This is a genomic window from Williamsoniiplasma lucivorax ATCC 49196 (assembly GCF_000518285.1).
Taxonomy (GTDB): domain Bacteria; phylum Bacillota_I; class Bacilli_A; order Mycoplasmatales; family Mycoplasmataceae; genus Williamsoniiplasma; species Williamsoniiplasma lucivorax.
Map to the genome: position 1 here is coordinate 24,920 of NZ_JADH01000004.1, position 16,402 is coordinate 41,321.

Below are 16,402 nucleotides of genomic sequence, written 5' to 3' on the forward strand. Positions count from 1 at the left end.
TTATTTGACCTCCGCTGGAATGTGCAACATTTTATTTGTGTTTTTAATTTTTTTAATTTTAAGAACTAAATAAACTGTTGCTGATGTCACAATGGCAAAACTTAATAATCAGTGAATAGTTGCTGCTTTCATTAAGTTTTTTGTTAGTGCAAAGTTAGGGTGATAAAGATCATTAATCCCAACATATGATGTAACATCAGATGCTTGTAAAGTTTTATCGAGAAATGGTTTTTCTAAAATTTGCATACTCAAGGCAAATTTTAGTGAATCAACTTGTTTATTTAAAAATCACACTTTGTTATTCACAATGCTTGCACCAATTGAATTTTTAACTCGTAAACCTAACATTTCTGGCAGCATTTCCAGTTCAATTTGGTCATCATAATATTCTTGTGTTCAAATAAAATCTTGGTGTTCAGCCATGGCTTGGACATTTGATGAAAACAATTCTTGCATGCCATCTTGATGAAAGATTCATTCAATACCAGTATGTACAAAACCAAAAGAATGAAATTTAGTGGCGACTGCTTCATCAAAAGTAATCATGTCATTAGCCACATCATTAAAATCAATTGCTTCTTTGTTTTTAATTGTTGCTCCTCAACGGTTGTTAAATCAATTGGTTGCAAATGCAATATATTGATCATAATGCATGTCATATTCTTCTTGGTTGGCAAAATTAATTGTGGAAACTGCATCAGCAATATATGAATTTTTGACAGGTCCATGCATAATGACATCATACATTTTTGTGTTTGGATCTAAAACATATTTATTTTTCGGCATAATCCGATTAATCTGTTTGGAAACAGAATTAATAAATAATTTAGCATCAAGTCCCATCCCGGGAATAATCAGAGCTCAGCTCACGATAAAATATAAAATTAATAATGGAATAAAAATTTTATATTTTATTGGTATTTTTTTCATTTAATTACCTCTTGTAAAAATTTTTAGATTTATGGAAGTGTTAGATAGCTTAATTAGAAACAACATCTTTGCTATTTTTTTAAAAAAAATATCAAAAATAGCTTTACTACTTTTTATATTTTCAAACTATATTACAACAACATAAAGATTGTCTTGAAGTGTAAATAAAAAATTTACACGATTATTATATCTTTTTTTAAATAAGAAACAGGAAAAAACCACCAAAAGACAAAAACGTTTTTGTCTTTTGGTGGTTTTTTGGAGATAATAATTTTAATGATTATTAACTTCTTTTTGACTTACCTGGTAAGACAAATTCTTCAGATAAGGCTTGGATACGTTCCATAAAACGTTTTTGTTTAACTTGTTCAACTGTCATATCTTGGTTTTTTAAAAAGTAATGCTTATGAATTTCTTTAATTGAAAAATTGGAACTGAAGAAAGTAATTTTTTTGTTTTCCATTCGGAAATTCAATAAATTTAATAAAATATCATCTCTTGATCAGCTTGATGGGACTTCTGAACCAATATCATCTAAAAATAAAACATCAGCATATTTTAACTTATCAAATAATTTTTTTTGAGTTTCAATGCGTTTTTCATTAAAACTTGAACCTTTCACCTGACTCATTAAATGAGCAACATTAATAAAAGAAACGGTCATAAATTCACTTTTTAAAGAAGCAATTCCATTAGCTAGAACTTTTAACAATGTTGTTTTACCAACTCCAGGTTCACCAGTTAAAAAGAAACCTTTATGTTTATTGGTTTTAATTTTAGTAATCGCTGAATCTAAAAATTGTTTACGGATTTTTTGTTCATTTTCATTAAAAATATCAGCATCACCACTTAATTGATCAATGTATTCTTTGGCAGATAGTGAAAAACTATCAATATCAAAATCTGAATATAAATAATGTTTCTTTAATTCTTCATTCTTGTTATCAAAAAATCAATGGGCACAATGTTTAGTTCGAATATAGAAAAAACCATTTTCATAAGTAATAAAAGTTTGGTAACCCGGATTTGATTGTTCGCACTCTGTCATTGGTGCTTTGGTACAAATTTTAAAATGTGTCAAAAAATCTTCTAAAACAATTTGGTTATTATCAATGATTTTTTGAACAATTAATTTTGCATCATCTTCAGTTTTGCCTTCTTTAATAAACATGTTTTTTAAAGAAGCAATCAGAGATTTTAATTCACTATTTAAAGCAACTTGATCCATTAGTGTTTTAAGATGTTTCATAAAATCTCCTTTCTTTTATTCAAATAAAGCGATTAGCTCCTCATCTGTTTTGGTTCAATTAATTGGGACTAATTCCTCACTATGCTCATTATTTTCTTTTTGAAAAAAATTTAAATAAGAAAGGACATCAACTGTTTTATTAATTGAATAAGTATTTAAACTATCAGCAATTTTATAAATATAATTTGGCACTATTTTATTATTTTTGTGGATTGAATGTTGAATCATACAATTGATTGGTCCATTTAACAAAGCATATTTTTCTTGTAAGATAGCAATCATTTTTCTTGTTGCATAATCAGCTAGATGATGTGCCATTTCAAAAATATATTCCTCAGGAGTTAAGTTTTCCATTAAATTCACATATTCAATTTGTTCAGCAGTTAAATTGTTTTCCATACCTTTGATATCTTTTTTTAATTTTTTCGCAATTAAACTGTTTAAATTTTTGTAAAAAATTTCAGTTTCAATTTTAGCTGTTTCAAAATTAAATGCTGAAGTAATTAATTTGGCCAAGGTTTTTTCAGTAAAGTTCTGTTTAGTTAAAGCTTCAACAAATAATTTTTGGTTACGTCTTGATTTCAGATCAAGGGCAACATTATTTTCAATCAAAATTTTGTTTAAAATTTCGACATTAATAAATTTATCAAATAAACTGTTTTTCTTATGTTTAAATTGGACCACCATAGTCTCTCTTAGCGTTGGGGTGTTTTCCATTTCATCAATTTCATCAGCAAAAACATCTTCAAAAATGGCAGTGACTTCATCATATTCTGATTCGTTAATGTTTTTAGAAACCACTTCTTGATTAGTAAATTTAATAATTTCTAAGTTTTCTAAACCGATTTTTTTAGTTAATGCTTGTTCAAACATCGCATTGTTAAAAAATTCTTCAATATCTAATGGAGCAAAAATTTGGTAAATAATTGATTTCCCATTTTTAGAAACTAAAGTTTTCACTAACCTTAAACTTTCTAGTTTTTTAAGATCGTCGGCAAATTGTTTCTCAGTTAAACCAGAAATCTTATTCAGTCTTGGTGTTTCTAATTTTAATTTTAATTTTCTTAGTGTTTTGTACTCATTAAATAGCGAATGGTAGAGTCCAACCGCTGATGATCCAATGATTGGTTGGTATAAAGTAACTAGGTTTGGTTGTTGAGCTAAAATGTCTGAATCTTTTAACTCAATTGAATATATCATAGTTGTTTTTTCCATAGATTAGCCCTCCTTGCTACATAAATAATAATGGATAAAAAATAAAAAAAAATGTTAAGTGTGAGAATATTTTTAATTAGTTTTTAGCAAATTTTAAAACCCTTATTTGAGTTGATTTATTTGAATATTTACACTTTTCCACATTGTAAAAAAGCAATTTTTAAAACGTCTTTTCAACGTTATTTTTGGCAAAATGGACAAAAATAAGTCCCTCTCCCTTGGATTTTCATCTTTTCAATCTTTGTTTGACATACATAGCACTCTTGCTTCTCTCTGCCATGTACTTTTAAAAAGTCTTGATATCCTCCAATAACGTCTTTTTGTGGTGCAAACGAGTGAATTGTTGTGCCGCCAACGCTTATTGAATGTTCTATTATATTATGGGCATGTTTTAAAATATTTTCAACCTTTTTTAAACTAATTTGATTAGCCAATGTCAAAGGGTTGATTTTAGCAGCAAATAAAATCTCATTATCATAAATATTTCCAATCCCAGCTATGATACTTTGATCCAATAAAACTGTTTTAATTGGTCTTTTGTTTTTTCGGAAAACATCATATAAGTATTTAGCGGTTAAATTAGGGTCTAAAACTGCTGGACCGACATTTTTAAGTGCTTCCCCACTTAAAAATGTTGCTTTGGAAACAATTTCCAAAGTCCCAAATTTGCGTGAATCATAATATCTTAAAACATTGCCATCTTGAAAAATAAATTGCGCTTCTAGCCAATTTTCTTTGTATGATAATTGTTTTTGTGGTTCCACACTTCAACGCCCTTCCATGCGCAAATGTGAAATAATCACATCATTTTCTAATTCAATAATGATATATTTCCCCTTATTATAAATATTTTGAATCGTTTGATTTTCAACTCTTTGTTTAAAATCATCAACTTCATTGCGTCACAAAAGTTTTCGATAATAAATTTCGAATTTAACAATGGTTTGATGAATAATTTTTGGTGCTAATAATTTAACAACCGTCACAACTTCTGGTAATTCTGGCATTTTTTCCTTACTTTAAAACAAATCAATTATCTCCACAAGACTCACTGATTTCTAAATTAACTTTTACTTCTTCTGTTTTTTGCACAATGTTTAGTAATTCTTGATAAGCATTTAACATTTTTTCACGAATTATTGGTAAGACTTGTGCTTGTTCTTGCTCAGCAATCTCAAAAATAATTTCGTCATGAATTTGGGCCACCATTTTGCTTTTGAAATTGTTTTTTTCAAAAGCAAAATAGATTTCAATCATTGCAACTTTTAAAATATCAGCAGCCGTTCCTTGAATTGGCATATTAATCGCAATGCGTTTCCCAAATTCGCGCACTTGGTGGTTTGGTGATTTTAATTCACTAATATATCTTTTACGGTTAGAATCAGTTAAGACAAAATTATTAGCTTTAGCAAATTCGACAATGGCAGTTTTAAATTTTGCTAAATCTGGATATGACTCATAGTATGCATTGATATATTCTTTAGCTTGGGGAATAGAAATCCCTAAATCATTAGCCAAACCATAATCACTTAATCCATAAAGAATCCCAAAATTAAACACTTTAGCAACTCGACGCATGTCTGGAGTGACTTGGGATGCATCAACTTTAAAAATGTTTTTAGCAGCTTCAGTATGAATATCTCCATGAGCCTTAAAAATTTCTAACATTTGATGTTCGGGAGCAATCTGGGCTAAAACACGTAATTCAATTTGTGAGTAATCAAAACTAAAAAATGTTTTACCAGGTTCGGTGATAAAAATCTTTCTGACTTGTTTTTGGTCATCATCTCTGATGGAAATGTTTTGCAGATTTGGTTCCATCGAACTCAATCTGCCGGTGTTAGTTAATGTTTGGTTAAAAATCGTATGCACTTTTTGATCAATAAAAATATATTTTTCAAAACCTTTCAAATAAGTGGAATACAATTTAGCATACTTACGGTGTTCAATAATTAAATCAACAATCGGGTGAAGATGCTTTAGTTTATCTAAAGTTTCTCTCCCGGTGCTACCTTTATCAAGATTTGGTAACTTTAAATCTTCAAACAGTAACTTTTGTAATTGTTTGGGTGATGCTAAATTAATTTGTTCATCTACTTGATAATTCATCATCGCAAAAACAGTTTTTTCAATTTCAGCAATTTTAGTGATCGTGTCATTGGTTTGTTGTGCTAATTCTGGTAAATCAATTTTGACACCAGTTTGTTCAATATCTTTTAAAACAAAAGCAAAAGGTAAATCAATTTTTTGATATAAGTTTAATTGGTTATTATCTTTTAATGTTTTTAAAATGATGGGTTTTAATTGTTGAATCATTCATGCTTTTTCAACAATAAACTTGGCTTTTGTTTTCAAATCAATGTTTGCTGTTTTTTTGACACCTTTACCAAAAATGATTTCATCACTTTCTAAAATAATTGTTTTATCAATGAAGTTGGTTTGAATTTGCAAGTTCGAAGGAATAGTTGAATCCAAATCATAAACAGCAATCATCATGTCATAAACAAAACTTTGATCACAAACTTCATAACCTTCATTTTTTAATAAAGTGATAGTTTTTTTCAAATCAAATGTGTTTTTAGTTAAGTTAGGATTATTTAGAAATTGATTTAACTGTTGATCAAAAGTTGTTTTTTCATTGAATTCTTCAAAAAATTTTAATTGAATTTGGGATGCATTTTTATTAATATAAAAATTGCCTTTTTCATTCACAATTGCGATCCCAACAATTTTATCTTGATGGTAATTGGGGTTTAATGATTCGACATAAATGAAATTCTCTTCGGCTTCAAAATCTTTTGATCATTGATCAATAATTTTGAATTCAATTTTTTGTTCTGGTTTAATTTCCTTAAATCCAATTTTTTTTGCAATCGAAAACATTTCATATTGCACAAGAAATTCATGCAAGGTTTTTAAATTCAATTTTAAAGCTTCAATCACAAAACCGGGAATAGCAAAATCAGTCACAATTGTGGCGACCATTCTTGTTAAAAAAGCCGAATCTTTGTCAGCAATTAATTTATCCTTGACACTCCCTTTGATTCCTTCGATATTAGTGTAAATATTTTCAATTGAACCAAATTCACTAATTAGTTTGATTGCGGTTTTTTCACCAATCCCACTAACACCTTTTAAGTTATCGGAATTATCACCCATCAACCCTTTTAAATCAGGAACTTGATTAGGGGTAATATTTCAATCATTTTGTAACTCTTCTAACCCATAAACAATTAATTCACTAGTTCCAGATTTTGGTTTTAAGAGTTTGGTTTTTGATGAAATCACTTGATACATATCTTTATCACTAGTTAAAATTCTGACTTCATATTCATCATCAAGAGCTTCAATTTGTTTTGTTAGTGCTCCAATAATATCATCAGCTTCAAAATTTTCTAATTCAAATCATTGGATATTCATCGCCGTTAATAAATCTCTTACTAATTTGAATTGCGGAATTAATTCTTCTGGTGTTGCACTTCTCCCGGCTTTATAATTTTCTAAATGTTCATGTCTAAAAGTTTGTTTGCCTTTATCAAAAGCAACTTTAACATCGTAAAAGTCGTTATTTTTTAAAATATTCAAAAGCATATTAGCAAAAGAGTAAACAGCAGCTGTTGGGACACCATTTGAAGTAGTTAAATAAGCACCCCGTCCTTGGTAACTGTTTGCGTGATGCGCTCGATAAATTAATGAATTTCCATCAATTAAAAGAATTTGTTTTGCCATATTTCTCCTTTTTTATTTATATGCTTTAACTATAATTGTATGCTCACTTTGTTTAAAAAACTCAATTTGAGAAAAACCAATTTCCTTTAACATTGCAGCAATGTTAGTTTGCTCAATTCAAGTTAATTGAAAATTTTGTGTTTCAATCTGATCACCACTTTGATATCGGATAATGTTTGTGGTGGTTTTCTGGACAAGATTAATGTTTTGAAAACTATTAGTGACGATAATTTCCTGCCCATCAATGACAAAAATGTTTTTAATTTCTTTGCCTTGAACAAATTGTTGAGGATAAATCAAATCAATCATCACAAAACCATTCGGGGTTAAAGCTTGATAAGTTTTTCTTAAAGCTAACTGCATATTTGTTTCATTTAAAAGCAAATTTAAAAATCCGTTCGTAAATAAAACCGCTTTAAATTGTTGATTGAAATCCATTTTTAAAACATCTAAATTATGAATTGTTGTTTGCACACCATAGTCATGTAAATTTTGTTTTAAAAGTTCTAACATCGCTGGTGAATTTTCTAATCCTTCCATTTTTAAGCCATACCTTAAAAATGGAATCAGAAAACGACCATTACCAGTCCCTAATTCTAAAATTGGTTCTTCTAAAGGTAAAAGGTGTGGTTTATAAAAAGTGATGTCACCATCAATGTCATGATTTACCCCATTTGTGAAATTATAAACCAAAGCACTTAGTGCTTGATATGTTGATTCCATTATTTAATGACCTTAACTATTTTCAGTAAACTCGCAGAAACTTTACCTTTATACTTTTCTATTTTAACATCCAATGCCAGAACTGAACCAAGTTTAATTTTTTCTTTCACATCTTCAAATGTTGAAGCAAAGATGGTCACAGAAAGGGCGTCAGTTTCATCGGCTATTTCCATAAATGCCATATCATTTTGATTTTTATCTTTTAAAATACGGATGTTCTGGATTTCACCAATAATTCTCGTGAAACCTTGGTTTTCTTTGATGAACTCAATGGGTAATGGTTTTAGTTTTTCATTTTCGTGTTTAATCATAGTCATTGGGTGAGTGGAAACATAAAATCCTAAAACTTCTTTTTCTTTTGCTGAAACGATTTCAGGACGATCTTTTTCTGGTTCTAAAATAGGGATTAATTCTGTGTCAATGACTAAAGAATTTTTATTGAATTCAGCAAAAGTAAAAATTTGTTCAAGATTATTTTCTAATGTTTGACGACTATATTTAAAAGCATCAAAAGCTCCAGATCAAACTAATGATTTAAAGAGATTTTTATTCAAACCTTTGCTCAACATTCTAGTCACAAAATAAAAAATTGAACTAAATAAATTTTTATCTTCTTCGTAAGTTTCTCTTAATTTTCTGACAAATTCATTGCCAATGCCTTTAATCGTAATTAAAGGTAAAAACAATAATTTTTGACTTGAATTGTAATTAAAGCTCATGTTAGCAACATTCGGACTTTTAATCGCCACCCCTCTTTTTTTAGCATCGTTTAAATATTGGGCAGTTTTATGTTCATTTCCAATCACACCACTTAATAAAGCAGCATAAAATTCTGCTGGATATTTAGTTTTAAAATAAGCTAATCAGTAACTAATATATGAATAAGCAATGGAATGTGATTTATTAAAACCATATGAGGCAAATTTTTCAATTCAATTTCAAATAATTTCAGCTTTCTCTGCTTGGTAATTGTTTTTGATTGCTTGTTCAATAAATTCTGCTTTTACTTCTTCCATATATTGAGCTTGCTTTTTACCCATCGCTCTTCTGACAATGTCGGCTTTTGCTAATGAAAAATTAGCAACTTTTTGTAAAATTTGAATAACTTGTTCTTGATAAACAATAATCCCAAAAGTTGGATTTAAAATATCACCCAAGGTCGGATCAATTAAATATTTTTTTACTTTACCTTTTTTTCTTTGGATAAAGTCATCAATCATATCTTGCGGACCAGGTCTAAATAAAGCAGAAACAATCGACATATCTTCAATCGAATTGACTTGCATTTTTTTGATGACATTAGTCATTCCCGGAGATTCTAATTGAAAAATACCTGAAGTATCACCACTATTTAAAGTTTCAAAAACCTCTTTTAAATCTAAATCTATTTTGCTTAAATCAATTTTTATTTGGCGACTTCTTAAAATGTTATTTTGAATCATCTGTAAAGTTGTGAGGTTTCTTAAACCTAACAAATCCATTTTAATTAAGCCAAGAGCTTCTAAAAAATTCATATCAAATTGGGTTTGATAAATTCCATTATGTCCGAGTTTAATTGGGAGAATATTTCTTAAATCCAAATCTGCTAAAATCACTCCAGCGGCATGTGTACTAGTTTGACGAGGTAAACCAATTAAAATTTTACCCATCTCAAAAAGTTCGGGATACTCTTTTTCGTATTGTTGTAAATAACTATTATTAGCAATCGCTGCTGCTAAATCATTTTGATAAATTAAATCAATATTTTTAGTAATGGCATTCACAATTTCTAAATTGATTTCATAAGCTCTTGCGACATCGCGAATCGCTGATTTAGCCCCAATGGTTTGAAAGGTAGAAATCGTCGCCACATTATAAGCACCATATTTATTAAATAAATATTCAACAACTTCTTCCCGACGATCATCTTGAAAATCAATGTCAATATCAGGCATCGTCGCTCGTTCAGGATTTAAAAAACGTTCAAATAATAAGTCATATTTAATTGGGTCGATTTGGGTGATTTCTAATAAAAAGGCAATTAATGAACCAGCACTAGAACCACGACCAGGACCAACCACAATATTTTGACTGCGCGCAAAATTGACATAATCTCAAACAATTAAAAAATAATTATTGAAGTTCATTTTATCAACAACTGTTAATTCAAATTCCAAACGATCAAGATATACTTGTCGATTGATGGTTGTTTTATTTTTCTCAAAGTGTTTCATTAAAGCTTCATGACACAACTGTTTTAAAAACACATTGGATGGTAAATTATTGGGAGTTTTAAAATTAGCAATATGATAATCTTCAATTTGGGCAAATAAAGTAAGGTTGCATGATGCTGCAATGTTCGTAATTTTTGCAGTTTGATCAACATTGTATTTTTGTTGCATTTCTTGATCAGAAAAATAATGTTCATTTTGAACGTTAGTAATTTCTTTAATGGTTTGGTTATTTTTAATGGCAGATAAAACAACAAAATGTTCATATTCATTTTGTGCTAGATAACTAATTTTAGGAATATTTAATTGTTCAACTAATGTCGGATATGCTTTGATAATTTCCTCATCTTCTGAAATCAAAATATTACCATCCAGTGCTTGATTGAAAATAGTTCAAAAATTTTCATCAAAATTTGTGAAAATGTTTTCCATTAATCACGTTGATAGAAAGCACAAATTTTGATAACCAATTTTATTTTTGGCATATAAAAGCGTGGTCTTATTTGTTTGTGGATTATCAATTGCTAAACCAATAATTGGTTTTAAATTATTTTCTTTAGCTTGGGTATAAAAACTAGCAACACCATACATTGAATGTTTTTCAGCATAAAACACAAAGTCAAAATTTTGTGTTTTAGCAAAGGAAATGTAATCTTTAATTTTAATTAAAGACTCTTGAAAATTATATTCAGTTCTAACATTCAATTGTGGTGAAAATTTCATTTTATCCCCTTTCTTTTTTAGTGAACTCTCCATTCATTCAAACAAATTCTTCAATTAAATTATCAACTGTATGTTGCAACAATTCTTCTCAAAGTAAATCTTTTTCATTAAATTCTGCTTCGCGTAATTTGGGTTTTGTGACTGGATTTTTTGGGACAAACATTGAACAAGCGTCATCAAAAGGTAAAATGGAAGTTTCATAAGTGCCAATTTTTTTCGAGATGAGCACAATTTCTTCTTTATCATAAGTTAATAGTGGTCGTAAAATCGGCAATGTTGAGACAGTATTAATCGTATTAATTGATTCAATGGTTTGTGATGCCACTTGACCTAAAGACTCACCTGTAATCAAGGCTTTGGCGTTGATTTTAAATGCTAATTGATTAGCAATACGCATAAACATACGACGCATGATGTTAATTTTATAACCTTCATTTGGCATATGATTTAACTCTTCAAGTAATGGAGTAAAATTACAGACAAATAAACTAAAGTGGTTGTAGTTATATTTGGCAATAATTTTGGCTAATTCAAACACTTTACCAAGTGCTTCAGCTGAAGTATGGGGCGGGGTCATAAAATGAATGAAATCGACATTCATACCTCTTTTCATTGTTAGAAAAGAAGCCACAGGAGAATCAATCCCTCCACTCAATAATGAAATTGCTTTTCCTGAAACTCCCACTGGTAAACCTTTTAAAGCTGGGATACGTGAATCAAAAATGTCGACATGATCTTTTTTAATCACCACTTCAATTTTTAATTCTGGATGATGAACATCAACTTTTAAATGTGGGTTTGCTTTTAAAACAATGGGCGCTAATTTTTGTTTTAGTTCAGTCGATGTGACTGGATAAGCTTTGTCTTTACGATACACTTCTAATTTAAAAGTTTTAGCTTGTGAGTTTTGGGCAATTTTTAAAACAGCTTGGGTGATGTCTTCAAAATCTCATGAGGTTTTTTCAATCACAGACATCGAGTAAATTCCAAAAACATTTTGTAATTTACTTAACACTAAATCTAAAACATTCTCTTGAACATTTAACATCAAAGAATTGTAATCTTTGATGTAAGTTACCTCTTCTTTAAATTCTTTTAATTGAAATTTAATGTTTTGAATTAATTTGTTAATAAAAACATTGCGGTTATTCCCTTTTAAAGTTAACTCTCCGTATCTAATTAAAATGTTTTTCATCTTTACCTCTTTTCTCTTTGATATTGTTTGATGGTGCTGAGCAATTGGTTAATCACTAATGCCATATCTTTGTTGTCATAGTTGGCCATGACTTGATTGAAATAAGTTTCAAAATTAATGTAATTTGCATAGCGGTCAAAATATAAAATCAAAGCTTCAGCAATTAAAGTTTGCTCAATTGCATTAATTACACTATGCCTCACTGCTAATGCCTCACTTCTTAAATTAGAAAAGCGAGCTTTAACTAGTGTAAATTCTTCTTCTGTGAACTCAAAGTTGGGTGCATGAATAATATTTTCAATCTTTAATAACTTTTCTAAAATGTGATCATTTTGTTTACCGATATTTGTAAAGTGAACAATGCGAGCAAATTTTTTACTTAAGTTTTCATTTAAAGCTACAATTGATTTAATTGAATTTAAATCATGTTCAATTTGATTTTTGTAAGGATTGGTTGTTTTGATTCCCCTTGTGATTTCAATCATTTTTTTATAAGTTAAAGAAAGTGTGGCAACAATTGGGATCAATTCATTTTTTAATCATGAATAATCAATTTTCTTTTTTTGAGCTAAATTAATTTTGTATGCATCATAAAGCTGCGACCACTTAGTTTCTAAAAGCGGAATTGGTGATCATATTTTTTCAAATTCCATGGCTTTGTTTAACTTAATATGTGCTTTTTCATTAGATTTTATCGCTTTAATCCCATTGATATAGTCTTGTTTAATATCTTGAAAAATTTGGCTAATTTTATTAAAATTATTTTCAATAAACATTTTCATAATTTCTTCAAATTCAATATTGGTTTCAAAATTAATAATGACTTCTGAAATTTCTGAAAGCTCATTAAAAGCTTTCGTGTAATCTAAATTAAATACACTATTTTGAATGTTAGTTTTATAAAAAAGGAATTGATTCTCACAATTTTGAATTTTGGTTTCATTAATCACTTTTTCTTTAACTTCATACATTGTTTCAATAATATTTTTTTTAATTGCCAAAATTTTTAAAGGTAAAGTTTTATTTAAAAACTTTTCTGATGTTTCAAAAAGATCCAAAGTTCGAATTAATTGCATAATTTTGTCACTCGTTTTGTCTTGATAAACTAATGAATCACCATACATCCCCTCTTTTAATTTAATATTAATTGCAATCATGGCATTCTCAATATTTTCTAATAACCTTTTTAAAAGTTCTTGATTAAATTTCAGTGATTTATCTTTCATTTTCATCATTGCTTCTTTTTTGACTTCATTAAATACTTCACGCACTTGAATGCGGGCATCTCTTTGAATAAATTCTGTTTGCAAAATTTTATCCATTTCTTTAAACATAATATAAAGTTCTCAACTCACTTCTTTTAAATGTTTTTTCACTTCAGCTGAACGTTTTAAATTTTGCAAATTTGGTTTTTTATAATTAAAGTTTTGAAAAAAGGTAATCATATTGTTGATTTCGTTATAAAAATTATTTTCAATTAAATTTTTATAACGAACTTTTCATATTTCCACAACATGTTTTTCTTGCGCTGAACTTGTCTGGTTTTTCATCACTGTGATTGATAATCTTTTTAAACGCACTTGCACAGCATTACGAGCAATTTTGGTTGCTTCTTGATAAGCATCAATGTAATTTTTTAACATTGTTTTATAAATTCAAATCATTAAAAAAGAAGTAATTAAAATGGCTAACAAAATAAAAAAGATCACTAATGACGTGATTTGAATGGTTGATAATCCATGCGAAATGTTTCAGCCTTTACTAAAAATCATTTTTACCTACTTTTCTTTTATTTAATTATATCAACAAAGGGTGATTTTAGGGACCTTAAACGCACGCCAATGTGCATAACTTTAAGCTACAAAATTCATTTTGAATCTCCTTAATCAAGTAGAGCAAATTTTTAGTAGTAAAAACATGATTATGCATCCATGCTAATTTTGAAAATTTTTGTCTACCAAGAAAAGATATAGTGAAAAAGATTTATTTCAGATCTAACTATCCAAAATAGTTTACCCCAACATAAAAATGCAATGATAAAAATGAATACTTATTAACACCTTTGAAAAAATTGAGTTATAATAAACAATGTTATTTCGATATCTGCATCTAGATATGTTTTAAAACCTGTTTATCACTTTAAAAAGTAACCCATAGCAGTCAAAGGGCGAAACGATAAACTGATTAAAGCAGGATCTATTCAAATGTCTTTTAATAACGCCAATATAGGAGAAAAAACATGTCAAGATATACTGAATCAATATTCAAAAAATCTCGTCGTTATGGTTTCTCAATTCTTGAAAACGGAAAAGAATTTAGCAAAGGTAAAAAACGTACATCAGCTCCAGGACAACATGGTGCTAAAAAAACCAAACTTTCTGGTTATGGTACACAATTACAAGAAAAACAAAAAGTTAAATTCATGTATGGATTAAGTGAAAGACAATTCCGTAACACATTTGCTAGAGCAAAAAAATTACAAGGTGTGACTGGAACAAACTTCTTAATCTTATTAGAATCACGTTTAGACAACATTGTTTATCGTTTAGGATTTGCTATGACAAGACAAGGGGCAAGACAATTAGTTAACCACGGTCACATTTTAGTAAATGGTAAAAAAATTGATATTCCTTCATATACATTACAACCAAATGATGTGTTAGAAATCAAGGAATCAATGAAGAAAAACGATAAAATTGCTGAAGCATTACAAAACAATGAATCAACAGTGGAATTTGTTAAAGTTGATAAAACTAAATTTAAAGGTACTTTTGTTAGATTACCTGAACGTCAAGAATTAAACCAAGAAATTAACGACGCATTGATCGTAGAATGATACAATCGTTTGATTAAATAGTAAAAGCACCGCATTGGTGTTTTTTCTTACTTTGGTCAACTGTGGATCAAAAAAAACACCATTAATGGTGTTTTTTTGTCATTCTTTTGCTCTTTTTTAACTTTTAAAGAACGTGAGAGAAAACGAAGCTTTATTAGCTATATGTATGCTCTTTAAGGTTAATAATTTTCTGGTATATAATAGCCTAAGAAAATTAAAGCAAAATAATGATATATAAATTAGGTAAATTCGGAGATGCTTCTGCATCTCACACAAATATAATAACATTTTTAATCTATAAAACAATATTTTAATTGAGGAATGTCTAGTTTTGTGAGGTTTTTAATTTTAAAGCAAAATATTTTTTTTTCCCTCTTTTAATCAAAATAAATTGATTATTGATTAATTTTGGGAAATCTTTGAGCAATTGATCTTCTTGTTCAAGAATAATTTCATTGAAGGAAATTGCTTTATTATTAATGAATTCACGAGCTTCTCTTCTTGAAGAAGCAGCACCACTTTGCACAATAGCATCAATCACAGTTTCATGACTATCAATTTCTGGTGCTTGTAGAGAAGCAATTGCAATAGTGATTAAATTAGCATCTAAATCTTGCACAGTACCATTAAAAAAAGCTTCTGTGAGTAATAATGCCTTTTTTAAACCTTCAGCTCCATGAACAAACTTAGTGACTTCTTCAGCTAAGACTTTTTGCATAATGCGTTGGGCTGGATTTTTCTGGTGTTGAGCCATTAAATCTTGAATTGCTTGTTGGTCTAAGAAAGTGACAAATTTTAAAAACATTTCACAATCATCATCATTTTGGTTAAATCAGAATTGGTAAAATGAGTATTCACTAGTTTTGTTCGGGTCTAATCAAACAGCCCCAGATTCAGTTTTTCCAAATTTTTGACCATCTTTTTTTGCTAATAGTTGAATGGTAATTCCAGCAGCTTCACTTTTATCTCTCCCAATTTGTGAACCAATATAATCAATACCACTTGTAATGTTTCCTCATTGGTCAGAACCACCAATTTGCACTTTACAATTCTTGGTTGTATATAATTGATAAAAATCATAAGCTTGCAGCATAGTATAAGAAAACTCAGTAATTGATAACCCTGTGCTAATTCTAGAAGCAATTGATTCTTTGGCTAATAAATAAGAAAGCGTAAAATCTTTTCCCACATCACGTAAGAAATCAAGGAGTGACAATTTATTTAATCAATCATAATTATTCACAAATGTTACATCATGTAACATTTGTTTTAATTGTTTTTGAATGCCTTGAACATTAACTAAAACTTGTTCATTAGTTTGTAAAACACGTTCTTGTGATTTAAATGATGGGTCACCAATCATACCAGTCCCCCCACCAATTAAAGCAATTGGTTTAAAACCCATTTTTTGAAAACGTGATAATAAAATAATCGGAATTAAATGTCCCACATGCAATGAATCAGCTGTTGGGTCAAACCCACAATAAACTCCAGCCCCATTTTGTTGAGCTTGGTTAATTTTGTCCTCATTGGTTGCTTGCTTGAGCAATCCTCTTCATTCTAATTCTTGAATTATATTCATTTTCTCTCCT

General features: G+C 28.9%; 11 protein-coding genes. 1 reads left to right on the forward strand and 10 read right to left on the reverse strand.

Going from position 1 to position 16,402, the window contains the following annotated elements:
- The 9 genes from P695_RS05380 to P695_RS0101870 form a co-directional block, all read right to left on the reverse strand.
- Entirely contained in the window at positions 1 to 930 is a 930-nt protein-coding gene (locus tag P695_RS05380) for a hypothetical protein (protein WP_051437333.1), read from the reverse strand.
- A 283-nt stretch (positions 931 to 1,213) separates the two neighbouring features.
- Positions 1,214 to 2,179: an AAA family ATPase gene (locus P695_RS05865; protein WP_051437335.1), complete on the reverse strand. Its 966-nt coding sequence runs from the start codon at positions 2,177 to 2,179 to the stop codon at positions 1,214 to 1,216.
- A 15-nt stretch (positions 2,180 to 2,194) separates the two neighbouring features.
- The gene (locus tag P695_RS0101840) at positions 2,195 to 3,394 is read right to left on the reverse strand and encodes a replication initiation and membrane attachment family protein (protein ID WP_028126589.1); all 1,200 of its coding nucleotides are present in this window, start codon (positions 3,392 to 3,394) and stop codon (positions 2,195 to 2,197) included.
- Positions 3,395 to 3,573: 179 nt separating this feature from the next.
- Positions 3,574 to 4,401: a DNA-formamidopyrimidine glycosylase gene (gene mutM / locus P695_RS0101845; RefSeq protein ID WP_028126590.1), complete on the reverse strand. Its 828-nt coding sequence runs from the start codon at positions 4,399 to 4,401 to the stop codon at positions 3,574 to 3,576.
- A gap of 7 nt (positions 4,402 to 4,408) precedes the next feature.
- On the reverse strand, positions 4,409 to 7,123 hold the full coding sequence (polA, locus tag P695_RS0101850; protein WP_028126591.1) for a DNA polymerase I: 2,715 nt from the start codon (positions 7,121 to 7,123) through the stop codon (positions 4,409 to 4,411).
- Positions 7,124 to 7,135: 12 nt separating this feature from the next.
- Positions 7,136 to 7,846 (reverse strand): class I SAM-dependent methyltransferase, encoded by a 711-nt coding sequence (locus P695_RS0101855; protein ID WP_028126592.1) that lies wholly within the window; start codon positions 7,844 to 7,846, stop codon positions 7,136 to 7,138.
- A complete protein-coding gene (locus tag P695_RS0101860; protein WP_028126593.1) occupies positions 7,846 to 10,779 on the reverse strand; it encodes a DNA polymerase III subunit alpha in 2,934 nt (977 codons plus the stop codon). The genes P695_RS0101855 and P695_RS0101860 overlap by 1 nt, the downstream gene beginning before the upstream one ends.
- Before the next feature lies 1 nt (position 10,780).
- Positions 10,781 to 11,974, reverse strand: a complete 1,194-nt coding sequence (gene thiI, locus P695_RS0101865; protein WP_028126594.1) for a tRNA uracil 4-sulfurtransferase ThiI — start codon at positions 11,972 to 11,974, stop codon at positions 10,781 to 10,783.
- A gap of 2 nt (positions 11,975 to 11,976) precedes the next feature.
- The gene (locus P695_RS0101870) at positions 11,977 to 13,746 is read right to left on the reverse strand and encodes a hypothetical protein (protein ID WP_028126595.1); all 1,770 of its coding nucleotides are present in this window, start codon (positions 13,744 to 13,746) and stop codon (positions 11,977 to 11,979) included.
- A gap of 467 nt (positions 13,747 to 14,213) precedes the next feature.
- Between P695_RS0101870 and rpsD the strand changes: the two genes are divergently transcribed.
- Positions 14,214 to 14,831: a 30S ribosomal protein S4 gene (gene rpsD / locus P695_RS0101875; RefSeq protein WP_028126596.1), complete on the forward strand. Its 618-nt coding sequence runs from the start codon at positions 14,214 to 14,216 to the stop codon at positions 14,829 to 14,831.
- A 304-nt stretch (positions 14,832 to 15,135) separates the two neighbouring features.
- Here the strand turns inward: rpsD and tyrS are convergent, their stop codons facing one another.
- Positions 15,136 to 16,392: a tyrosine--tRNA ligase gene (gene tyrS, locus P695_RS0101880; protein WP_028126597.1), complete on the reverse strand. Its 1,257-nt coding sequence runs from the start codon at positions 16,390 to 16,392 to the stop codon at positions 15,136 to 15,138.
- Positions 16,393 to 16,402 lie beyond the last annotated feature (10 nt).